Origin of the sequence: Pseudomonas marginalis (assembly GCF_001645105.1) — a bacterium.
Taxonomy (GTDB): Bacteria; Pseudomonadota; Gammaproteobacteria; order Pseudomonadales; family Pseudomonadaceae; genus Aquipseudomonas; species Aquipseudomonas petroselini.
Genome location: NZ_LKEG01000053.1, coordinates 134498 through 157430, shown reverse-complemented (window position 1 = coordinate 157430; position 22933 = coordinate 134498). Strand labels below are relative to the sequence as shown.

The window sequence follows — 22933 nt, the reverse complement described above, 5'->3', positions numbered from 1 at the left end:
TCCGGCCCTGCAACTTGCGTTCGATCATCGCCCACAACCCGTCCTCCCCCGATTGAATCAGCCCCGCACCGCCCCGCACCATGGCCGCCACCTGCATAAACCCAATAACAACAGGTCCTTACGCCATGAGTACTTTCCACCCGCGCCGGCTGCTGCTGGCCACCGCTGTCGCCAGTCTTGCCCTGCCCGTCGTCGCCGAAGAACACGGCTTTCTCGAAGACGCCAGCGCCAACCTCAACCTGCGCAATTTCTTCTTCAACCGCAATTTCACCAACCCCACCAAGGCCCAGGGCGGCGCGCAGGAGTGGACGCAGAGTTTTATCCTCGACGCCAAGTCCGGCTTTACCCAAGGCACCGTGGGTTTCGGTGTGGATGTGCTCGGTCTGTACGCGTTGAAGCTGGATGGCGGGCGCGGCACCGGGGGTACCCAACTGTTGCCGCTGGACCGTGACGGCCGCCCCGCCGATGAGTTCGGGCGTCTGGGCGTAGCGTTCAAGGCGCGTATTTCCAAGACCGAAGTGAAGGTTGGCGAATGGATGCCGGTGCTGCCGATCCTGCGTTCGGACGATGGCCGCTCCCTGCCGCAAACCCTGCGCGGCGGCCAGATAACGTCCAAGGAAATAGACGGCCTGACCCTCTACGGCGGCCAGTTCCGCGCCAACAGCCCGCGTGACGACAGCAGCATGACGGACATGTCGATGGTCGGTAAAACCGCCTTCACCTCCGACCGTTTCAACTTCCAGGGCGGCGAATACGCGTTCAACGACAAGCGCACCCAGATCGGCCTATGGAACGCGCAACTCAAGGACATCTACAGCCAACAGTTCGTCAACTTGATCCACAGCCAGCCCATCGGCGACTGGACCCTGGGCGCCAACCTCGGCTTTTTCTACGGCAAGGAAGACGGCAGCGCCCGCGCCGGCGACCTGGACAACAAGACCTGGTCCGGCCTGTTCTCGGCCAAATACGGCGGCAACACCTTCTACGTCGGCCTGCAAAAACTCACCGGCAGCAGTGCCTGGATGCGCGTCAACGGCACCAGCGGCGGCACCCTGGCCAACGACAGCTACAACGCCAGCTACGACAACGCCCAGGAGAAATCCTGGCAAGTGCGCCACGACTACAACTTCGTCGCCCTTGGCGTGCCTGGCCTGACCTTGATGAACCGCTATATCAGCGGCAGCAACGTGCACACAGGTTCAATCACCGACGGTAAGGAGTGGGGCCGCGAAAGCGAACTGGGCTATACCGTGCAAAGCGGCAGCCTGAAAAACCTAAACGTGCGCTGGCGCAATTCCAGCATGCGTCGCGACTACAGCAACAACGAGTTCGATGAGAACCGGTTGATCGTCAGTTACCCGATCAGTCTGTTGTAAAGCCGACTGACAGCTTGGAGGGAACGTTTTGGCGCGGGCGGCCACTGTCCATGGGCATGAATAACACCGGTCTCTCAACGTAGGATCACCCATGGACGTTTCGAACGGCCTTACCCGCTCTCCCTCGCCCCTTGCGCACGGCAACGTGCGCGTATCGCAAGCCCCCGTAGCGACCTTTGACGACCGTCACTACGGGCTCGCCAAACCACCCCATCTAAAATTCCACACGGTCCCGCCGATCCAGGCCCATCAACATGTGTTTCTGAATGACGGCAATGTGAAAGCCAGTGGGCAATCGTTATGGGAACACGGTTATCCCTCCCCCCTCAACCAACGCCTGGTGCTTGAAACCGGCGATCAGGCGGACCACGTCCACATCAGCCAAACTCACTACGGTCAGTTGAATATTCGGGTCAACGACCAGTTGTACCACTTCGCCAGCCACGATAAAGAAGGCCAAGCGTTGAAGTTCCACCTGAAAACCCACGGCGGCAATGACAACGTGAGCATTGACGCCAACGTCATGCAGCCCATCACGATTGAAACCGGTGACGGCGATGACTGGGTCAGGGCCGGTGGCGGCTATACCCGCGTGTTCGGCGGCAACGGTAATGATGTCGTGCGCCTGGGCAGCGGCATGGGATATGCCGAAGGCAACGACGGTGACGACATCATCATGGGCGGCCCCGGCGATAATGTGGTCTATGGCAATAATGGCAATGACCGCCTCTATGCCGGTGCAGGCCCCCGCCACAAAAAGAGCTATATGGACGGTGGCAATGGCAACGACCAGCTCTACGCCGGCAACGGCCATACCGTCTTGCAGGGTGGCACCGGAAATGATCGGTTGATCGGCCACGACCAGACGACCTTCTACACCGGCATCGGCGCCGATACCGTCATCGCCAATCGCCCAGGCGACGCGATCTACGCCACACCCAGCGACACGATCAAGCACCTCAACGGGTCGGTGTTGAACGTCGTGTCTGCCCATGACGGCCCAATCCAGGGTTTTGTGATCAAAGGGTCTGCCGACTTCATCCAACGCGTCGAAGACGACTTGGCGTTACTTCGCACCTCCCCCCAAGGCCAGCAGATGCTCGCCGAGATGGAGGCCGTTGCGCTGCGCAATGGCGCCCCGGTGACGATCGTGGAAGACCCGAGCGACACGGAGTCCAGCTACGTCTATGGCAGCCAGGAACTCAAGGCGTTGCTGCAGGACGAACGCGCGCCCGTGTCCGACGAGGATCCAAAATGGGGATTCATGATCAACGGTGTGCCGGGGTCTCGTGCGGACCGCGCTCAGATTCACTACAACCGGTCTCACTTGAACGTATTGGCAGGCGTGACTCAGCTGCCCATCGTCGGGCTCTACCACGAAATGGTCCACGCCTATAACGCCGGCAATGGCACAACCTTCACAGGCACCACGCAGGAAGACGTTGAAGGCCAGCCCCACGACATCCACAACAGTGAACGCCAAGCGGTGGGGCTGCCCAATACCGCGCAACCGTTTGATTTCGACAATAACCCGGCCACCCCACCGACCGCGAGCAACCCCAAGGCCTTCACCGAAAACGCCTTGAACGAAGAAATGGGTAGGCCACTGCGCAAACAATACGCAGGATGAACCCGATGGCGTTTGTCAGCCCATCGGCGACTGGACCCCGGGCGCCAACCTCGGCTTTTTCTGCGGCAAGGAAGACCGCAGCGCCCGCGCCGGCGAACTGGGCTGCCCACGTACAGCCACGCCCTGACTGATCGCGGCTGCTTTTGTAGCAACTGGCCTCAATTGGAATAGGAACATTTACCTGTGCTCGCTCGACAGAAGGATAGGTGCGCCTGCGCGGTAAATGCTGGCGACAAAGATCACATAATCTGACAGAAAGGTGACCGTCCGTGAGCGCAATAAACCCACCTCAAAACCACTCTATGCCACCATCCCCCCACCCTTCTGCCAGCAATCACCCCTCTGACCCCCCCGACGCGCCCCGTACTCAAACCCAAAGAAAAATGCTGGTGGATGACGGCAACCTACGTGCCGGCCAGCTGTTGACCCAGGGTCTCAAGAACCCTGAACGGCCAGAAACGCTGGCTAACATTTTGTACCTCGAAACCGGCGAAAAATCCGACCAGATCCATATCAGCCAACGCCCTGACGGCCAGCTGTACGCGCAAGTGAACGGGCGCGACTACACCTTCAATACCGGTGACGGCCATTCAAACGCTCCGACCTTTCTCCACATCAAAACCGGGGCGGGTGACGACCGTATTACCATCGACCCCACTGTCACCGTGCCCGTGGAGATCGAAGCCGAAGACGGCGATGACGTTATCCAGGCAGGTGGCGGCAACACCAGCATCTATGGCGGGCGCGGCAATGACCATATCCGCCTTGGCAGCGGCATAGGCTATGCAGAAGGCAATGAGGGCGACGACACGATAATTGGAGGCCCTGGCCACGCGGTCATGTACGGCAACAATGGCAACGATCGCCTGTACGCAAGCCACGGACCGAACAGTAAACACAGCCACCTCGATGGCGGTACGGGCGACGACAAGCTCTACGCGGGCGATGGGTATTCGGTACTCAATGGCGGCCAGGGTGACGACACGTTGGTTGGCTACACCCACACCACCTTCTACACCGGTGAGGGACGCGACACAGTCGTGACCAACACCACTCAGGCACGTATCTATGCACAAGAGACGGATCGTCTGATCGGCACCCAAGGTTCAACTGTCACCTACGTGAAGCCTTCCGACGCGGGACGACTCGCCTTCGTTATCGACGGGGCACCCGATTTCATTCAGCGAGTCGAAGACGACCTGGCGCTGCTTCGCGCATCGCCCCAAGGGCAAAAAATGCTCGAGGCTTTGGACAAGGCCGCGGTGCAAAATGGTGCCCCCGTATACATTGTGCCATTCGCAGAGAGCAACGATTATTACGATTACTGGAACACTGATCTGCAAACATTGAAAGACGCTCATCAGCTTACCTATGAGCCAAATGCCCCAATGTACGGTTTCATCAAGGACGGGGTAGCCGGGGCGCGCGCGAATAGAGCCACGATTTCCTACAACCCAGCTCATATCTACGAGGGCGGCGACCTGCTCTTGCCACTGTTGCTCCTTTACCATGAGATGGCGCACGCCTGGAACGGCGCCAATGGCACATTCCTGCCAGGCCTGAGCGATCCGACCGCAGCGTATCCTGAGCTTCCCGGCCCACCCAACTCGGAACAGCAAGCCGTGGGCCTGGCAACCAATGCGCCGCCGTTCGACTTCGATAACGACCCCTCCACGCCCCCCACCTCGACCAACCCCGCGCCGTTTACTGAGAACTCGCTTAACCACGAAATGGGCACGCCATTGCGACAACGCTACTGACACCTGAAAGCGGGCTCACGCAGCGGCCCGCCCCGCCTTAAGACCAACGGCGGGATTTACCGATGATGACAGGCGCAATCATGCTGTATCGTGCACGCGCCCTTTACCCGGCACAGGGAACTTAGCGACACGGATGACCACCTTTTTACCCAGGCCGCCATGAAATACCTGATTGTCATTCTGTCGATTCTGCTCAGCGGTTGCATAAGCGCGCCCATCGCCCTTACCCCGCAGACCGCACAACGCCTGCAAAACCAGGCGCCGATCCGTTTCCTGCTGACCTTCGACGACGGCCCCAGTGCATCGGGCTATAACAACCCGAGCCGCTCAGTAGTGGCTGACCTGGCGCAAAACCCCGTGCTGCCGGGGATCAAGGCGGTGTTCTTTTTGCAGACCGAAGCCTCACGCTCCGGCGGCAGTTCACGGGGCCACAAGACCATGCAGCGCGAGTATGCGGCCGGCCACATCCTGGCTTTCCACACCGCCACCGCGTTTCATACCAACCACCGCTGGCTGAGCAACGCCGAGCTGGAACGCACCCTCACCCAGGGCGCCGCCGACATTGCCGCGATCACGGGCTCACCGCCCGTACTGGTCCGACCGCCGTTCTGGAATTACGACCGCCGTACCTTCGCCGCTTACCAGCGTCATGGCATGCAGGTGTTGCTGACGGACTTGAGCGCCAATGACGGCAAGATCTGGGGCTTCAACGGCAGCCCCCGCCGCCGGGCCAACTTGTACCGGCAACTCTCGGTGGTGCGCGAGCGCATCGCCCTGGGGGAGTTGCCCACGGTGGACGGGGTGATACCTGTGGTGGTGACCTTCCACGACATCAACCGCTACACCGCCAGGCATATGCAGGAATATTTGCAGATCCTGCTGGACAGCGCGCGGATCAACGGCATGAAGACCGCCATTGAACCGTTCTATACCCACACTGCCCAGCTTCAGCGCGCGGCGCTGGCGAGGACGGTAAAGGATGTCAGCGAGCCAGTGCATCTGCCGGGTGTGTGGAATTGGGTGTGGGACGCCGATTCTCACTGACGTCTGGAGCCCGCTCCCACATTTTTGACTGCACTTCAATTCAGTCTGGTTGGCGCGACTCGACGCCCAGCTCATCCCACACCGACTCCGCCAGGTGGAACGTCGCATTCGCCGCCGGAATCCCGCAGTAGATCGCGCTTTGCATCAACACTTCCTTGATCTCGGCGCGGGTCACACCGTTGCTCGCGGCGGCGCGCAGGTGCAGCTTGAGTTCTTCGCTGCGGTTCATGCCGATCAGCATGGCGATGGTGATCAGGCTGCGGGTGTGCCGCGGCAGGCCGGGGCGGGTCCAGATATCACCCCAGGCGTGGCGGGTGATCATTTCCTGGAACTCGCTGTTGAACTCGGTCAGGGCGTTGAGGCTGCGGTCGACATGGGCGTCGCCCAGCACTTCGCGGCGCACCTGCAGGCCTTCGGCATAACGTTGTTTTTCGTCCAAAAAAACTCTCCGTATTCAAATCGATTACTGGTGGCGAGCGCCCTCGCCACAGGTTTAGTTCGCCAGCAAAAATGCCAGCACACGGTCACTGAACGCCGCGCCGACCTGCACATTCGACAGGTGTGCCGCATAAAACTCGGCGTATTCGGCGCCCTGCACATGGTTCTGGATAAAGTGGCTGCCAGCGGGCGGGGTGACCGCATCTTCGGTGCCGGCGACCACCAGGGTCGGTACTTTGATCCGGGCCAATTGCTCACGGTAATCCGCATCGCGCACCGCTGCGCAATTGGCGGCATAACCTTCGGGCGACGTCGCCGCGAGCATGTCGGTAATCTGCTTGGCCTGGTGCGGGTTGGCCGCCGCGAAATCGGCGGTGAACCAGCGCGCAATCGATGCATCGCGCAGCGCGACCATCGCCGCCGCGCCATCACGCAACACCGTTTCGATGCGCGGGTTCCACACCTCCGGCGTACCAATCTTGGCGGCGGTGTTGCACACCACCAGGCGCTGCAGACGCTCGCCGGCGTTGATGCCCAGCCATTGGCCGATCAGGCCGCCCATGGAAAGGCCGCAGAAATGCGCGCGCTGAATAGCCAGCGCATCCAGCAGCGCGAGCACATCGTGCCCCAGTTGCTCGATGCTGTAGGGCCCCGCCGTGACCAGGGATTTGCCATGGCCACGGGTGTCAAAACGCAACACACGAAAATGCTTGATGAAGGCCGGGATCTGGATGTCCCACATATGCAGGTCGGTGCCCAACGAGTTGGACAGCACCAGCACTGGCGCATCCACGGGCCCATCCAATTGGTAATGCAGTTCGCCCTCGGCGAGTTGTACAAATGCCACAGCGGCCTCCTTAGGCGGTCAATGCAAAATGTTCGGTCACAGCGCGGGTCACCCAGGTGTGCGCCTGTCCCAAGTAGTGGGCCGGGTCGAGCAGGCGGTCCAGTTCGGCCGCCGACAGCTCGGCGGTGACCTGCGGTTCATCTGCCAGCACCGCGCGCAGATGGCGCCCATCGGCGACGGCGCGTTTGCAACATTGCTCCAGCAGATGGTGCGCCGTTTCGCGCCCCAGCCGTTGAGCGAGCACGATGCTGACGGCTTCGGCCAGCACCAGCCCTTGGGTCAGGTCGAGGTTTTGCGCCATGCGTTGCGGGTCGACTTCCAAGCCTTCGCTCACCAGCAAGGCCTGTTGCAACGCACCGGACACCAAGCGGCAAATCTCCGGCAGGGTTTCCCATTCGGCATGCCACAGGCCCAGGCTGCGCTCGTGCTCCTGGGGCATGGCACTGAACATCGTCGATACCAGGCCCGGCACACGGGTGGCGGTGCTGATCAGCACCGCCGCGCCCACCGGATTACGTTTGTGCGGCATGGTGGACGAGCCGCCCTTGCCCGGCGCCGAAGGTTCGAAGACTTCTGCCGCTTCGGTCTGCATCAACAGGCTGATATCGCGCCCCAACTTGCCCAGGCTGCCCGCGATCAAACCGAGCACGCTGGCGAACTCCACCAGGCGATCGCGCTGGGTGTGCCAGGGTTGCTCGGGCAGGTTCAGTTGCAACTCCGCTGCCAGCGCCTCAGCCACCGGCATGGCCTGCTCGCCCAGCGCTGCCAGGGTGCCGGAGGCACCGCCGAATTGCAGCACCAGCAGGCGCGGTTTCAGCTCTGCCAGACGCTGGCGACTGCGGGTTACCGCCCCCAGCCACCCGGCGATTTTCAGCCCCAGGGTGACCGGCGTCGCATGTTGCAGCCAGGTACGCCCAGCCAACGGCACACCCGCATAACGCTGGGCCTGGGCGGCAAGAATGTCGCCCAGCTGCGCCAGGTCCGCGTCGATCAGCGCCACCGCTCGCCGCAGTTGCAGTACCAGGCCGGTGTCCATCACATCCTGGCTGGTCGCGCCCAGGTGCACATAGCGTTCGGCCCCGGCATCTTCACTGGCAATCAACTTGCCCAGCGCCTTCACCAGTGGAATCGCCGAATTGCCCGCCGTGGCAATCGCCACGCCGAGGGCATCCACGTCATACAACGAGGCCAGGCACGCCTGGGCAATCGGTGCGACGGCGGCCTGGGGAATCAACCCGACCTGGGCCTGGGCCCGGGCCAACCCGGCTTCAAAATCCAGCATGCCCTGCAAGCGGCCCTGGTCGCAGAACACCTCGGCCATGCTGCCTGCCGTGAAGTAAGCGTCGAACAATTGATTGCTCGTGCGCAGTGTCATAGCTCATCCCTTACAGATCGTGGTGCAAGTACTCCGCCTGTTTCGGCAGACGCAAGCTGAACAGGAAGGCCACCGCCATCATGCCGGTGACGTACCAATAAAAGGTGTTTTCCATGCCCATGGACTTGAGGCCCAAGGCCACGTATTCCGCCGAACCGCCGAAGATCGCGTTGGCCACCGCGTACGCCAGGCCCACGCCCAGGGCGCGTACATGAGGCGGGAACATTTCCGCTTTCACCAGGCCGCTGATCGAGGTGTAGAAACTCACGATGGCCAGGGCCAGGGAGATCAACACAAAGGCCAGGAACGGGCTGGTCACGGTTTTCAGGGTGAGCAGGATCGGTACGGTGCACAGGGTGCCGAGAGCGCCGAACCAGAGCATCGAGTTACGGCGGCCGATCTTGTCCGAGAGCATGCCGAACAACGGCTGCATGCACATGTACACAAACAGCGCGCCGGTCATGATGTAGCTGGCGGTCTTGGCGTGCATCCCGGCGGTGTTCACCAGGTACTTCTGCATGTAAGTGGTGAAGGTGTAGAAAATCAGCGAGCCGCCGGCGGTGTAGCCGAGCACGGTGATGAACGCGGCCTTATGGTTGCGGAACAGCGCGGCAATGCTGCCAGCATCCTTGTCCTGGCGCATTTCCTTGCTGGTGGTTTCCTTCAAGGTGCGACGCAGCAGCAGGGAGATCACCGCCGCAATCGCGCCGATCACGAACGGGATCCGCCAGCCCCAGGCGCGCAATTCTTCTTCGGTGAGGATCTGTTGCAGGATCACCACCACCAGCACCGCCAGCAGTTGCCCGCCGATCAGCGTCACGTACTGGAACGACGCGAAGAAACCACGCTGGCCCTTGAGCGCAACTTCGCTCATGTAGGTCGCGGTGGTGCCGTATTCGCCCCCTACCGACAAACCCTGGAACAACCGCGCCACCAGCAGCAATGCCGGGGCCCAGGCGCCAATGTCTTTGTAGGTGGGCAGGAAGGCGATGACCAGGGAACCGGCGCACATCATCAGCACCGAGATCATCATCGAGTTCTTTCGCCCGTGCTTGTCGGCCACACGACCAAACAGCCAGCCGCCGATGGGGCGCATCAGGAATCCGGCGGCGAACACCCCGGCGGTGTTGAGCAGTTGCACCGTAGGGTCATCCGACGGGAAGAACGCCGGGGCAAAGTAAATGGCGCAGAAGGCGTAGACGTAGAAGTCGAACCATTCGACGAGGTTGCCGGAAGAAGCCCCGACAATCGCAAAAATCCGTTTGCTGCGTTCTTCTCCGGTGTAGTGACTGGTCGTTGTTGTCATGTGTTTTCACTCAGTGGGAACGGTTATAGCCTAGACATACTTTGCAATAACCTCGTTCCGCAAGCAGACTTTTGGGTAGGTAGTGCCTGAACCGGCCCCATCGGGGGCAAGCCCCTCCCACACCGCCTATCAAATGTGGGAGGGGGCTTGCCCCCGATGGGGCCCTGACAAACGACTCAGTAATCGAAGAACACCGTCTCCTTGTCTGTCCCTTGCAAAATCACATTCCACTGATACACACCGTCCGCATCCGTCTTGGCAATCAAAGTACCCCGCCGCTCTGCAGGCACACACGCCAGCAACGGGTCATCGCCATTCAAGGCCTCGCCCTCGAAATAAATCCGCGTCAGCAGGTGCTTCACCAACCCACGGGCGAACACCAACACCACCAAGTGCGGCGCCTGGGTGGTGCCCTTCAGGCCCGGCACGGCACCCGGCTTGATGGTGGTAAAGCGAAACCGCCCTTCAGCGTCCACCGGCACCCGTCCGAAACCTTCGAAATTGGGGTCCAGCGCTTTGTCCTGGTCGTCTTCCGGATGGTCGTACTTGCCGGCGGCGTTGGCCTGCCAGACTTCGAGCATGGCGTCGTTGACGACATCGCCGTTGCCATCCACCACTTGCCCGCTGATCGCCACGCGTTCGCCGAGGGTGGCGGCGACGGTCAGGTCTTCACGGTTCAGCCAAGTCAGGCCGATGTGGTAATACGGCCCGACGGTATGGGACGTGGTCGCGTTGAGTGTCATCTCATTTCTCCATCGGCGTGGCGTCGCGGCCGCGCAGGACGATGTCCCAGCGGTAGCCGAGCGCATAGGAAGGAATGGTTTTTTCCAAGTCGAAACGGGCGATCAAGCGTTCCTTGGCGCGGGTATCGGGTACGCAGTTGTAGATCGGGTCGTATTCCAGCAGCGGGTCGCCGGGGAAGTACATCTGCGTCACCAACCGCGTCAGCACGCTCGGGCCGAACAGCGAAAAGTGGATATGCGCCGGGCGCCACGCATTGTGGTGGTTGCCCCACGGGTAGGCGCCGGGCTTGATGGTATGGAACTGGTACCAGCCCTCGGCGTCGGTGACGGTGCGGCCGGTGCCGGTGAAGTTCGGGTCCAGTGGCGCGTCGTGCAGGTCGCGCTTGTGGTTGTAGCGGCCGGCGGCGTTGGCCTGCCAGATTTCCACGAGGATGCCAGGCACCGGCAGGCCGTTTTCATCGAGCACACGGCCATGAATGATGATGCGCTCGCCCTGGGGCTCGCCTTCATGCTGGGCGGTGAGGTCGTTGTCCTTCGGGTCGACACGCTCGGCGCCGATGGTCGGGCCGGTGATTTCCGACAAGGAATGGGGCAGGAACACCAACGGTTTGGACGGCGAACGCAGGTTCGTCGACTGGTAGGCCGGGTGCAGGTAATCCGGTTGAGTGCCCGCTTGCGGGCGCCGGTATCCGGGCTTGTCACTCATGGAGCAATCCTCTCTTATTAGATGCGTTCAATCGCCAGGGCCAGGCCTTGGCCTACCCCCACGCACATGGTCGCCAGGCCTTTACGGCCGCCGGTTTTCTCAAGTTGATGCAGGGCGGTCAGCACCAGCCGCGCGCCGCTCATGCCCAGCGGGTGGCCGAGGGCGATGGCGCCGCCGTTCGGGTTGACCTGGGGAGCGTCGTCGGCGATGCCCAGTTCGCGCAGTACCGCCAGGCCTTGGCTGGCGAAGGCTTCGTTCAGTTCGATGACGTCAAAATCAGTGACCGCCAGGCCGAGACGCTCCACCAGTTTGCGCACCGCGGGCACCGGACCGATGCCCATCACACGCGGTGCAACACCGGCGCTGGCCATGCCCAATACGCGGGCGCGTGCGGTCAGCCCGTGTTTCTTGACGGCCTCGGCGGAGGCCAGGATCAGCGCTGCCGCACCGTCATTCACACCCGAAGCGTTGCCGGCGGTGACGGTCTTGTCCGGGCCATTGACCGGTTTGAGTTTGGCCAAGGCTTCCAGGGTGGTGTCCCGTGGGTGCTCATCGTGTTCCACCACGGTTTCGCCTTTTTTATGGGCGACCCGCACCGGTACGATTTCTTCGGCGAAAAAGCCGGCGGCCTGGGCCGCAGCGGTGCGTTGCTGGCTGCGCAGGGCAAAAGCGTCCTGGTCGGCGCGAGACACCTTGTAATCGTCGGCGACATTGTCAGCGGTCTGCGGCATCGCATCCACGCCGTACTGCTCTTTCATCAAGGGGTTGATAAAACGCCAGCCGATGGTGGTGTCTTCCAGCTTCATGTTGCGCGAGAACGCCGCATCGGCCTTGCCCATGACGAAGGGCGCACGGGACATCGACTCGACGCCACCGGCAATCGCCAGTTCCATTTCGCCGCTGGCAATCGCCCGGAAAGCCGTGCCGATCGCGTCCATGCCCGAGGCGCACAAGCGGTTGAGGGTCACGCCCGGAACGCTGTCCGGCAAGCCCGCCAGCAACAGCGCCATGCGCGCCACGTTGCGGTTGTCTTCACCGGCCTGGTTGGCGCAGCCGAGGAACACTTCATCGACCGCATTCCAGTCCACCGACGGGTTGCGTTCGATCAGCGCCTTGATCGGCAGCGCGGCCAAGTCATCGGCACGCACGCTGGACAGGCCACCCCCGAAACGGCCGATGGGGGTACGAATGGCATCACAGATAAAGACATCGCGCATCAGGCTTCTCCCGGTGCTTGGCCATGGGCGGCCGCGGTGCGTGCTTCAAGGTCACGCAGCGCAGTCAGCTCAACATCCGTCGGTTCGGCGGTGGTGTCGACCTGATCGGCAAAACGAATGGCCCAACCGGTGGCAGCCACCACTTGCTCACGGGTGACCCCAGGGTGCAGCGCGGTGACCACGAACTCATGGGTGCCCGCTTCCGGCTCCATGATGCACAGATCGGTAATAATCCCTACAGGCCCGGCGCCCGGCAGACCCAGGCGTTTACGCGAGTCGCCGCCTTCGCCGTGACCAACCGAGGTGATGAAGTCCAGCTTGTCGACAAACGAACGCGACGACTGCTTGAGGATGATCAGCACGCTCTTGGCCGAACCGGCGATCTCCGGCGCACCGCCAGCACCCGGCAGGCGCACTTTGGGTTGGTGATAGTCACCGACCACTGTGGTGTTGATGTTGCCGAAACGATCGACCTGGGCCGCGCCGAGAAAGCCGACGTCAATGCGTCCACCTTGCAGCCAGTAGCGAAAGATCTCACCGGTGGGCACTACGGTGTCCGCGGTTTCCGCCAGCTCGCCATCGCCGATGGACAGCGGCAGCACCGAGGGCTTGGCGCCAATCGGGCCGGACTCATAGATCAGTACCACATCCGGCGACGAGGTCAGGCGCGCCAAGTTGGCCGCCTTGGACGGCAGGCCGATGCCGACGAAGCAGACGGAGCCGTTCTTCAGGCGGCGCGCGGCGGCGACGGTCATCATTTCATTGGTCGAGTAAGCCATCACTTGGCCTCCTGCGCGGTGGCCAGCTTGGCCTGGAATTCGGTGAAGTCGGCAGTGCCGTGGATGTATTCATTGATCCACGCAGTAAAGGTCCCACGGTCGCGGGCGATTGGGTCCCACGCCTGATAGAAGCGGTTGTCGCGTTCGTTGTAGCCGTGGGCGTAGGACGGATGCGCGCCACCCGGTACATGGCACACCGCAGTCAGGGCCCAGGTCGGCAGCACGCAGCTGTTCATCGGTGCATTGAGGTCATCGACGATTTCTTCGACCGTGACGATGCAGCGCTTGGCCGCCAGGGCCGCCTCCTTCTGTACGCCGAGGATGCCCCAGAGCAACACGTTGCCTTTGCGGTCGGCCTTTTGTGCGTGGATCACGGTGACGTCCGGACGCACCGACGGCACCGCCGCCAGCACTTCACCGGTGAACGGGCAGGTCACGGTCTTGATCAGCGGGTTGACCTTGGGCAGGTCGGAACCGGCGTAGGCGCGCAGTACCGCGAACGGCAGGCCCGAGGCACCCGCGACATAGGCATTGGCCAGGTCGGCATGGCTGTGCTCTTCAATTTCCAACGGTTGCGGCCATTGCTTCTCGACCGCGTCGCGCAGGCGATGCAGGGAGCCCACACCCGGGTTGCCGCCCCAGGAGAAAATCAGCTTGCGGGCGCAGCCGGCTCCGATCAACTGGTCGTAGATCAGGTCAGGCGTCATACGCACCAGCGTCAGGTCTTTCTTGCCCTGACGAATGATTTCATGACCCGCTGCCGTAGGGATCAGATGGGTAAAGCCTTCCAGAGCGACGGTATCGCCGTCGTTCACAAATTGCTTCACCGCGTCACGCAGCGCGAGGATTTCAGCCATGGGGTTCGGGCTCCCGGTGTGGATCGAAAAAGGCGCTGAGGTGGCGCCGAAGTGCTTGAAGATTAAGCCGGGGAAACGGGCCAAACAATCCGATAATCGACTCAGCGTTCGATTATCGAACAAATTGTTATCTCGCTAATCATTCAGACAACGCTCAATCAATGTGGGAGGGGGCTTGCCCCCGATAGCGGTGTATCAGCCACGAGATGTGTTGGCTTACCCACTGCTATCGGGGGCAAGCCCCCCTCCCACAGGCCTCAGGTGGCGTCAGCGTGGCTGACCATGCCTTTGATCACGACAGCGGCCGTGGCCAACGCGGCCGGAATCACCAACGCCGTCAGCACCTGCTCGAAGTTCCAGCCCAGCCCCAGCAAGGTCGCGCCCATCCATGCCCCCAGGATCGCGCCGAAGCGACCGATGCCGAGCATCCACGACACGCCGGTGGCGCGGCCTTGGGTCGGGTAGAAGCGTGCGGCCAGGGACGGCATCGCCGATTGCGCACCGTTGACACACATGCCGGCGATCAGCACCAGGGTGGCAAGCAAGGTGATATTGCCCAGGCTCTGCCCCACCGCATAGGCAAACACCCCGGCCAACAGGTAGAACGTGCCGATGACCTTGTGCGGGTTGAATCGGTCCATCGCCCACCCCACACCCACTGCACTCAACACACCACCGAACTGGAACAATGCGCCGATAAATGCCGCCTGCTCCATGCTGGCGCCGCTGTCGCGCATCAGGGTCGGCAGCCAGCTGGTGAGCAGGTAAACGATCACCAGGCCCATGAAGTAGGTCAGCCACAACAGCAAGGTGCCGGCACTGTAGGTACCGGAAAAGATCACCGCGAATACGTTACGGGCCTTGACGGTTTTCTGCTCGGGCACGCTGAAATGGGTGGCCTGGGCGACGATGGAGGGCTCGATGGGTGACAGGGTTTTGCGCACCTTGTCGGTCCCCCGATTGCGCACCACCAGGTAACGCGCCGATTCGGGCAGCCACACCAGCAACACCAACGCCAGGATCAATGGCAGGACGCCGCCGATCAGCAGCAGGCTGTGCCAGCCGAACGCCGGGATCAGCTTGGCCGAGATAAACCCGCCGCCGGCCATGCCCAGGTTGAAGCCGCAGAACATGCTGGTCACCAGCAACGACTTGTGACGTTCCGGGGTGTATTCGGACAGCAGGGTCGTGGCATTCGGCATGCCGGCGCCCAGGCCCAGCCCGGTGAGAAAGCGCAGCACCAGCAACTGATCGACGTTACTGCTGTAGGCCGACGCCAGGCTGAACGCGCCAAACACCAGCACCGCCCCCACCAGCACCACTTTGCGCCCGAAACGATCCGCCAGCGGGCCGGAGCCCAGCGCGCCGAACACCATGCCGATCAATGCGGCGCTCATCACCGGGCCGAGGCTGGCGCGGTCGATGCCCCAGTCCTGGGACAATGCAGGCGCGATAAAGCCCATGGCGGCGGTGTCGAGGCCATCAAGGAAAACAATCAGGAAACACAGGATCACCACGCGCCACTGATAACGTGACAGAGGCTGGGTATTGATGAAGGACTGGACGTCCAACGGAGTACCGACAGAGGGCTGATTCATTATTTTTATTTCCACACCGATGGCGGGCTGACGACCTGGGGCCGTCGTTATTATTCGGCGCCCCTTCGAGCGCTGCCGCACATTAATAAGCCAGGGGAAATACCGTCAATTCATCAACCCGGGTTCTGTGCGGTCACCGAACAGCTTAGGCAAACAGCTGCGCACTCAACTCGCGGCTGGCACTGAGCATGCTCGGCAGGAAGCGCTGTTCCAGCTCACTGCGGCTGACACGCCCGGCATGGGTGCTGACGTTCAGCGCGGCCAACACCTGGCCCGACGCGTCGTAGACCGGCACCGCAATGGAACGCAGGCCCTGCTCCAGTTCCTGGTCGACGATGCACCAGCCCTGTTGACGCACTTGTTGCAGGCATTCGAACAGCGCCTCGGGCGTGGTGAGGGTGCGGCTGGTCTTGGTTTGCAGGTCGGCGTGGTCGAGGTAGTCCTGCAACGAGGCATCGTCCAACGCCGCGAGCAAAATGCGGCCCATGGAGGTGCAGTAGGCCGGCAGCCGCCCTCCCACCGACAGGTCCACGGAAATCAGGCGCTGGGTGGTGGCCGAACGGGCGATATAGAGGATGTCGTCACCCTCGAGTGTCGCCATGTTGCAGGCTTCGTGGAGCTGCTCGCTCATGCGATCCAGGTAGGGCTGGGCCGACACCGCCAGCGGTGTGGACGACAGGTAGGCATGGCCCAGGGTCAGGACTTTGGGCAATAGCGAATAGGTCCGCCCGTCGGTGGTGGCGTAACCGAGCTTGATCAAGGTGTGCAGGCAACGGCGCACGGCGGCGCGGGGGATTTCCGTTCGGTGGCTGATCTGGGCGATGGTGAGGTGGCGCTTGCGCTCCTGGAACGCCTGCACCACGGCCAGGCCACGGGCCAGGGAGGTCATGAAGTCCGGATCACCGGTAAACGCTTGGATACGCTTGGCCGGAGAGGCAACGATCGGCGGCGCCGCTGACGCGAAAGAGTTGCGCAATTGATCGTTCATGTCGGGATCCTTTCTCTTATTGTCGACCGCTGGGGAGGTTAGATGGCTATTACAAGCCGCGTCAGCCGGCCTGCACAAGACAGTGCCGATAACATTGTGCGATTATCGGACGATCATTCGATTATCGCAATTTTCTGGCACCCAGCCATGCCAGGCTGCACGACTGCAGTGACATTAAAAGAGCGGCTAACATAATGCCTGAAGTTAGGTGGAATTTATGACGCCAGAATTTGCGCAATTACCGGCGCATCCGTGTAACAAAACGCTCACACAAAGTTGACGGTTTTTAACTTTATGCCGATAGTGTTATTCAAATGCATCGCTATAATGCACTCTATGCGCAGGTTCGCCCGGTTTGCAGTATCGGAACCGGCGCCCACTCGATGATGCGCAGGCCGTGCATTATTGGTCGCAACTATCTGTCTCGAATGTCTGCACTAAACAAGTGCCGCCCCTGCAGGGTCCAAAGTTGAACGTTTCCACGGGTCAACTTGAAACACCCCGAGGGCGCATTCCGGCATAACGCTGCAACGTATTTACACTCAACTCAATTAGGTAACAATGTGACGAAAGATGAACTGCGCGCGGAACTTGAGCGCCAGGAGCAACGTTACAAGGACGTTTACGGCGGGGAAGTCACCACCTACGCCGCCCAGCCTGAACCTGAACGCAAACCATGGCGCAAACGAGCCAGCCTGCTCGACCAGGCATTTGCCCAGGAAATCCAAAAGATTGAACAGGAACTCAAAACCGAAGAGCCATAAGCGATTCGGTTTGACCCTCAAGGTTCTGGCCTTGACTGCTGGCACATAGCTAGCAGTCAGCAAGCCTGCATCCCACTACTAACAGTAAAATTTCATACAAATGTTTCTGGCGTGACGATTTTGTGACAATCACCCGCCCTGCGGCCCCTCTGCTTTATAAATCAAAGACTTGCCAAAGCCCCGAAAACCCTGGGATGCACCCCTTTACCGAGGTTTTTTTCAGGGAAGATGCTTACCGATGAGCAGCTAGTGCATCGATTACTGAGGTTTTCTGGCATAATCGCGCCCCCTTACGACCGGGTCAGAAAACCTTCATGATCGATTTATTCAGCGGACTGGATGCTTGGGTTCTCGTGAGCCTGCTGCTCGCCCTGGCCTTTGTCCTCGCCTTCGAGTTCATCAATGGCTTTCATGACACCGCTAACGCGGTGGCCACAGTCATCTATACCAAAGCCATGCCGCCGCACCTGGCCGTGTTCTTCTCCGGGGTGTTCAACTTCCTCGGCGTATTGCTCGGTGGTGTCGGTGTCGCCTACGCCATCGTGCATTTGCTGCCGGTGGAGCTGCTGATCAATGTGAACACCGGCCATGGCTTGGCGATGGTCTTCTCTTTATTGGCTGCAGCGATCACCTGGAACCTGGGCACCTGGTACTTCGGCATCCCAGCCTCCAGTTCCCACACCCTGATCGGCTCGATCCTCGGTGTCGGCCTGGCCAATGCCCTGATCAACGACATCCCCCTGGCTGACGGTGTGAACTGGCAGAAAGCGGTGGATATCGGCGCATCGCTGGTGTTCTCGCCGATGGCCGGCTTCCTGGTCGCAGCCCTGGTGCTGCTCGGCCTGAAGTGGTGGCGTCCGCTGTCCAAGATGCACAAGACCCCGGACCAGCGCCGCAAGCTTGATGACAAGAAGCATCCACCGTTCTGGAACCGCCTGGTCCTGGTGATTTCCGCCATGGCCGTGAGTTTCGTGCACGGCTCCAACGACGGTCAGAAAGGCATCGGCCTGATCATGCTGGTGCTGATCGGTATCGTGCCGGCGCAGTTCGTACTCGACCTGGGCAGCACCACCTACCAGATCGAGCGTACCCGCGACGCCACCTTGCACCTGAACCAGTTCTACCAGCGCAACCATGAGACCCTGGGTGAATTCCTGGCCTTGGGCAAAAGCGTGAAGGACGACCTGCCGGGCAAATTCCGTTGCAACCCGCAACAGACCGAGCCGACCATCAATGCGTTGCTGGGTACGTTGAAAGGTGTCTCCGACTACCATTCGCTGACGGCCGATCACCGTATCGAAGTACGTCGCTACCTGCTCTGCCTGGACGACACCGCGAAGAAAGTCGGCAAATTGCCAGGCCTGCCGGCACGTGAGAAGTCCGACCTCGACAAGTTGCGCAAAGACCTGACCGCCACAACCGAATACGCACCGTTCTGGGTAATCCTCGCCGTCGCACTGGCCTTGGGCCTGGGCACCATGGTGGGCTGGAAGCGTGTGGTACTGACCATCGGCGAGAAGATCGGCAAGCAGGGCATGACCTATGCCCAAGGCATGTCGGCGCAGATCACCACCGCGACCATGATTGGCTTTGCTAATATCTTCGCACTGCCGGTGTCCACCACCCACGTGCTGTCGTCGGGTGTGGCCGGTACCATGGTCGCCAATAAAAGCGGCCTGCAAGGCGGCACCGTTAAAACCATCCTGATGGCCTGGGTGCTGACCCTGCCAGCCACCGTGGCCCTATCGGCCGGGTTGTTCTGGTTGGCGTCCAAGGCACTCGGCAGCTGATAGCCGCTTGCACTAAAAAAGGTGCGATCCGCGAGGCTCGCACCTTTTTTATTGCCCAATTCCAAACCCACCTATTGTCCCTGTGTTGATTATCAAATCGCAGGCAAAAAAAAGGGCGACCGAAGTCGCCCAAAATGCCTTGCGTGCTCATGTAACCCGGAAAAACCTATGGTTTTTTACGCTTGTTCGCGTCTTTCCAGATAAAAATTCCAAACCCTACAAAAAACATCACCATGAGGCTCACAGTCAGCACTCCGGCAAACACCACATTATCGATAAACATGACCGGCCTCCTGCACTTGCCCTGTTGCGATAGGGCTAAGTTAATGCAGAAGGCGGATTGGAAAATTGACGGGGATCAATGTCGCCCACGACGGAGCGTAAAGAAGGGCAATAACTGACCTGCATCAATGGATGCAGGCTGTTTCAACGCTTTTTCGGTTTGTTCTTCGGTTTTTTCTTCACTTTACCCAGCGGCATTGCCTGTTCGAAGGCCTGGCGCACTTCATTCAGGCGCTTGTCATTGAGGTCATGCACGCGCTTGGCGCGTTCGGCATTCAGGTCGATCAGCTTGTCGTCTTCACTCATGGCTTGGCTTACGTCGTGGAGGGAATGGCCCAATAATGCGGCCTCCCCCGCCCAACGGCAAATCAGCCAGCGACAAAAGGCAGGCCATCGCCCAAAATCGCTACTTTTCCAGACCCGGAGACGCACCCAGGTGGCACTGCACAAGGACCTTCCGCCGTTGCTGGCCCTGCGCGCCTTCGAAGCCGTGGCGCGGCATTTGAGTTTTATCAAGGCCGCGAACGAGTTGTCGGTGACCCAAAGTGCCCTGAGTCACCAGGTGCAAAAACTTGAGCAGTACTTGGATAAACCGCTGTTTATCCGACGCACACGCGCGATCGACCTGACCGCCGACGGCCAACAGTACTACGACGAAATCCGCCCGGCGCTCGACGCCATCGCCGCGGCCACCCGCGCCCAACGGGCCACCCCCAGCGCCAGCGTGTTACGCATCGGCTTGCTGGCGTCCTTCGCCACCTTGTGGCTGGCGCCGCGTCTGGCTGGGTTCCTCAATCGCTATCCCCCTATCCAGGTGGAGCTATTGCCGGCCATTCAACTCGCGAACGTCGCTGGCGCCGAGGTCGACCTGGCCATCCGCTACGGCAAGGGTGATTGGCCCGACGTGCAGGCCACGCGACTGATGCCGGAAGTCATCTCCCCGGTGTGCAGCCCTGCGTTCAAGGTACGGCAGGACAGCCCGCTGCTGATGGCGACGTCACACCGCCCCTTTGAATGGACCGATTGGTCCGAGCACTATCAGGTCGACCTCGCCCACCATCCCCGCGTGATGCTGCACGACTACAACATCGTGGTCGAAGCCGCCGTGGCCGGCCAAGGCATCGCCATGGGCCGTCATCGCCTGATCGAACGCAGGCTGCAGGACGGCAGCCTGGTAGAAGCGTTCGATTGGCCGCCCTACCACAGTGACATCGGTTACTGGCTCATCGCCCCTCAAGGTCCCGCCAGTGAAGCTGCCGCGTGTTTCAGCCAGTGGTTGCAGGAAGCCTGCGCCGACGCGTGAGTTATTTCGATAGGTCGCGTGAGATCTATCCGTTTGTCGCCCTTCGATACAGCCAACATGCTGAAACCTCCTGACCCCAGAGGATTGATCATGAGCGACTCCCTCCACCAACGCGTGCACGCCCTCGGCCTCGCACTGCCTACGCCCAGCCAGCCGATTGCCAATTACATCAACCACGTCGTCAGCCAGAACCACCTGTTTGTCTCCGGTCAGATTCCGCTGGTGGACGGCAAACCGGCCTACGTCGGCCGGTTGGGCGAGTCCATCAGCGATGAGGAAGGCGCACACGCGGCAGAACTCGCGGCCCTGGGCCTGCTGGGGCAGTTGAGCGATGCCCTCGGTGATGACCTCTCACGACTGGTACGCACCGTGCGCCTGGGGGTGTTTATCGCCAGCGGCGCTGACTTCAAACAACAGAGCGTGGTCGCCAACGGCGCCTCCAACTTGCTGGTCAACGCCCTTGGCGAAAAGGGCCGGCATGTGCGCACCGCCGTGGGCGTTTCCAGCCTGCCGGCCGGCGTGGCGGTGGAGGTCGATGCCATTTTCGAGCTGCGCCCATGAGCCCGCTCGACGTTCAGCACCTGCGGGACAACACGCCTGGTTGCCAGTCCGGCATCGTGCACTTCAACCACGCCGGTGCCTCGCTGCCGAGCCAGGCGACCCTCGATGCAATCATCGAACACCTGCAACGGGAAGCCCGCGAGGGCCCAATGGAAGCCGGCGAGCATGGCGCCGTCTTGGTGGAAAAAGCCCGCCGTGCCGCCGCGCAACTGCTTAACGCCCCGGTCTCATCCATCGCGTTTGCCGGCAGTGGCTCGACCGCCTGGAGCATGGCGTTCCAAGCCTTGGGGCCCTGGCAGCCGGGCGATCGCATTCTGGTCGGCCGCCACGAATGGGGCGGTAACCTGGCCAGCATGGAAGGGGCGGTGCAAGCAGGCGCTCGGGTGGAGGTCATCCCCTGCGACGACAGCGGCGCAGTCTGCCCAGTGGCGCTGGAGTCGATGATCGACGCTCGCGTGAAGTTGATCGACCTCACCTGGCTCCCGGCCAACGGCGGCCTGATCAACCCCGCCCAGGCCATCGGCGAAGTGGCCAGGCGTCACGCCATCCCCTACTTCATCGACGCCGGCCAAGCCGTCGGCCAACTGCCGGTGGATGTGCAAGCGCTGCACTGTGACGTGCTCAAGTCAGCCGGACGCAAACACCTGCGTGGGCCACGAGGCACCGCGCTGTTGTATGTGCGACCGGCTTTTCTTGAGCGCTTGAACCCTGTTCAGCGTGACGTGTTTTCAGCGCCCTGGACCGCCCAGGGGTTCGACCTGCGCCATGACGCACGGCGCTTTGAAACCAGCGAAACATCCTTCGCCTTGCTGGCGGGGCTGGGCAATGCGTTGCAAGAGATGAACAGGCTCGGAATCGAGCGCCTATGGGAAAGGGTTTCGCAGACCAGCGAGCGAATCCGCGAAGCGTTGCGTGGGGTTCCGGGCATTACCCTGCATAACCTGGGCACTCGCCAGTCAGGCTTGATCGCCTTCAACCTGGCGGGTTGGGACGCCTTTGAACTCAAGCGGCGCCTGGGGTTGAAGCGCATCAACATCGGGGCCAACGGTGTCGCCTATACGCCGCTGGATATGCAGGCGCGGGGCCTTGAAAGCGTGGCGCGGATTTCTGTCAGCCCGCTCAATACCGAACACGAGATCGAGGTGCTGATAACGGCCCTGCGGGCACTGCATGACTAAACCTCGACGTCCACCCACAGGCCTTGGCGTGGCGCATCTTCGATCAGCGGTATCACCGGCACCGTATTGTCGGCGTTGAGCACATCCCCCGGAATGGCCAGGTGCTGCTCCGGGTCGTCCTCGGCTTCACGCCGGCGTTTCTGTTGTTCCTGCTGGCGACGTTGTTCTTCGCGCAGCAAAAACGTCGACGTCTCGGCATCGCCCTTTTTCAGATCGATGGTGCTTTCGTTGGAGCCCGGTTGCACTGGCACCACGGGCGGGATATCCGGCTTCTGACGTACCGGATCGAGTTGTGACGTGACCGGCACAACGCTGACGGGCAGCATGGGTGGCAGCATAGTGATTATTCTCCTGATCAACAGGCTGTCGGCGGGTTGCAGGGTGACTTGAG

Annotated in this window: 23 protein-coding genes; 9 read left to right on the top strand and 14 right to left on the bottom strand. The window is 61.3% G+C overall.

Annotation, left to right across the window (positions count from 1 at the left end):
* The first annotated feature begins 125 nt into the window (after positions 1–125).
* The 4 genes from AO064_RS25580 (at position 126) to AO064_RS25565 (ending at position 5810) form a co-directional block, all read left to right on the top strand.
* Positions 126–1376 (top strand): OprD family porin, encoded by a 1251-nt coding sequence (locus tag AO064_RS25580; RefSeq protein WP_064055008.1) that lies wholly within the window; start codon positions 126–128, stop codon positions 1374–1376.
* A gap of 91 nt (positions 1377–1467) precedes the next feature.
* Positions 1468–3006: a M91 family zinc metallopeptidase gene (locus AO064_RS25575; protein ID WP_082893985.1), complete on the top strand. Its 1539-nt coding sequence runs from the start codon at positions 1468–1470 to the stop codon at positions 3004–3006.
* A gap of 383 nt (positions 3007–3389) precedes the next feature.
* Positions 3390–4766 (top strand): M91 family zinc metallopeptidase, encoded by a 1377-nt coding sequence (locus AO064_RS25570; RefSeq protein ID WP_167355343.1) that lies wholly within the window; start codon positions 3390–3392, stop codon positions 4764–4766.
* Between the two features lie 159 nt (positions 4767–4925).
* The gene (locus AO064_RS25565) at positions 4926–5810 is read left to right on the top strand and encodes a polysaccharide deacetylase family protein (protein WP_064055006.1); all 885 of its coding nucleotides are present in this window, start codon (positions 4926–4928) and stop codon (positions 5808–5810) included.
* Between the two features lie 40 nt (positions 5811–5850).
* Here AO064_RS25565 and pcaC read toward each other — a convergent pair whose 3' ends face one another.
* From pcaC to pcaR, 11 genes are all read right to left on the bottom strand, one after another.
* On the bottom strand, positions 5851–6249 hold the full coding sequence (gene pcaC, locus AO064_RS25560; protein ID WP_012722676.1) for a 4-carboxymuconolactone decarboxylase: 399 nt from the start codon (positions 6247–6249) through the stop codon (positions 5851–5853).
* 54 nt (positions 6250–6303) lie between these two features.
* Positions 6304–7095 carry a 3-oxoadipate enol-lactonase gene (gene pcaD / locus AO064_RS25555; RefSeq protein ID WP_064055005.1) on the bottom strand — a complete coding sequence of 264 codons (792 nt, stop codon included), beginning with the start codon at positions 7093–7095 and terminating at the stop codon, positions 6304–6306.
* 10 nt (positions 7096–7105) lie between these two features.
* Positions 7106–8470: a 3-carboxy-cis,cis-muconate cycloisomerase gene (locus AO064_RS25550; protein WP_064055004.1), complete on the bottom strand. Its 1365-nt coding sequence runs from the start codon at positions 8468–8470 to the stop codon at positions 7106–7108.
* 10 nt (positions 8471–8480) lie between these two features.
* Positions 8481–9776: an MFS family transporter gene (locus tag AO064_RS25545; protein WP_012722673.1), complete on the bottom strand. Its 1296-nt coding sequence runs from the start codon at positions 9774–9776 to the stop codon at positions 8481–8483.
* A gap of 176 nt (positions 9777–9952) precedes the next feature.
* The gene (gene pcaG, locus AO064_RS25540) at positions 9953–10519 is read right to left on the bottom strand and encodes a protocatechuate 3,4-dioxygenase subunit alpha (protein ID WP_064055003.1); all 567 of its coding nucleotides are present in this window, start codon (positions 10517–10519) and stop codon (positions 9953–9955) included.
* Position 10520: 1 nt separating this feature from the next.
* Positions 10521–11225 (bottom strand): protocatechuate 3,4-dioxygenase subunit beta, encoded by a 705-nt coding sequence (gene pcaH, locus AO064_RS25535; RefSeq protein WP_064055002.1) that lies wholly within the window; start codon positions 11223–11225, stop codon positions 10521–10523.
* Positions 11226–11242: 17 nt separating this feature from the next.
* A complete protein-coding gene (gene pcaF / locus AO064_RS25530) occupies positions 11243–12445 on the bottom strand; it encodes a 3-oxoadipyl-CoA thiolase (protein WP_173390398.1) in 1203 nt (400 codons plus the stop codon).
* Positions 12442–13224, bottom strand: a complete 783-nt coding sequence (locus AO064_RS25525; protein WP_012722669.1) for a CoA-transferase subunit beta — start codon at positions 13222–13224, stop codon at positions 12442–12444. The genes pcaF and AO064_RS25525 overlap by 4 nt, the downstream gene beginning before the upstream one ends.
* Positions 13221–14078, bottom strand: coding sequence for a CoA transferase subunit A (locus AO064_RS25520; RefSeq protein WP_010212331.1), 858 nt, complete (start codon positions 14076–14078; stop codon positions 13221–13223). The genes AO064_RS25525 and AO064_RS25520 overlap by 4 nt, the downstream gene beginning before the upstream one ends.
* Positions 14079–14335: 257 nt before the next feature.
* Positions 14336–15676 carry a 4-hydroxybenzoate transporter PcaK gene (gene pcaK / locus AO064_RS25515; protein WP_012722668.1) on the bottom strand — a complete coding sequence of 447 codons (1341 nt, stop codon included), beginning with the start codon at positions 15674–15676 and terminating at the stop codon, positions 14336–14338.
* Between the two features lie 145 nt (positions 15677–15821).
* Complete coding sequence (pcaR, locus tag AO064_RS25510; protein WP_012722667.1) at positions 15822–16664, bottom strand: pca regulon transcriptional regulator PcaR; 843 nt, start codon at positions 16662–16664, stop codon at positions 15822–15824.
* Between the two features lie 563 nt (positions 16665–17227).
* Between pcaR and AO064_RS25505 the strand changes: the two genes are divergently transcribed.
* Together AO064_RS25505 and AO064_RS25500 are read left to right on the top strand one after the other, a co-directional pair.
* Positions 17228–17428: a hypothetical protein gene (locus tag AO064_RS25505; RefSeq protein WP_003189295.1), complete on the top strand. Its 201-nt coding sequence runs from the start codon at positions 17228–17230 to the stop codon at positions 17426–17428.
* Between the two features lie 314 nt (positions 17429–17742).
* Positions 17743–19218 carry an inorganic phosphate transporter gene (locus AO064_RS25500; protein WP_012722665.1) on the top strand — a complete coding sequence of 492 codons (1476 nt, stop codon included), beginning with the start codon at positions 17743–17745 and terminating at the stop codon, positions 19216–19218.
* A 166-nt stretch (positions 19219–19384) separates the two neighbouring features.
* Here the strand turns inward: AO064_RS25500 and ccoM are convergent, their stop codons facing one another.
* Together ccoM and AO064_RS31000 are read right to left on the bottom strand one after the other, a co-directional pair.
* Positions 19385–19501, bottom strand: coding sequence for a cytochrome c oxidase subunit CcoM (gene ccoM / locus AO064_RS31540; RefSeq protein ID WP_010212341.1), 117 nt, complete (start codon positions 19499–19501; stop codon positions 19385–19387).
* A gap of 143 nt (positions 19502–19644) precedes the next feature.
* The gene (locus AO064_RS31000; RefSeq protein WP_017137225.1) at positions 19645–19806 is read right to left on the bottom strand and encodes a hypothetical protein; all 162 of its coding nucleotides are present in this window, start codon (positions 19804–19806) and stop codon (positions 19645–19647) included.
* Positions 19807–19936: 130 nt separating this feature from the next.
* Between AO064_RS31000 and AO064_RS25495 the strand changes: the two genes are divergently transcribed.
* The 3 genes from AO064_RS25495 (at position 19937) to AO064_RS25485 (ending at position 22542) form a co-directional block, all read left to right on the top strand.
* A complete protein-coding gene (locus AO064_RS25495; protein ID WP_064055001.1) occupies positions 19937–20803 on the top strand; it encodes a LysR substrate-binding domain-containing protein in 867 nt (288 codons plus the stop codon).
* 90 nt (positions 20804–20893) lie between these two features.
* Entirely contained in the window at positions 20894–21364 is a 471-nt protein-coding gene (locus tag AO064_RS25490; protein WP_064055000.1) for a RidA family protein, read from the top strand.
* Complete coding sequence (locus AO064_RS25485; RefSeq protein WP_064054999.1) at positions 21361–22542, top strand: aminotransferase class V-fold PLP-dependent enzyme; 1182 nt, start codon at positions 21361–21363, stop codon at positions 22540–22542. Before AO064_RS25490 ends, AO064_RS25485 begins: the two co-directional genes overlap by 4 nt.
* Here AO064_RS25485 and AO064_RS25480 read toward each other — a convergent pair.
* Positions 22539–22880 carry a hypothetical protein gene (locus AO064_RS25480; RefSeq protein ID WP_043204931.1) on the bottom strand — a complete coding sequence of 114 codons (342 nt, stop codon included), beginning with the start codon at positions 22878–22880 and terminating at the stop codon, positions 22539–22541. The two genes, AO064_RS25485 and AO064_RS25480, sit on opposite strands and share 4 nt — an antisense overlap.
* Positions 22881–22933: the final 53 nt, after the last annotated feature.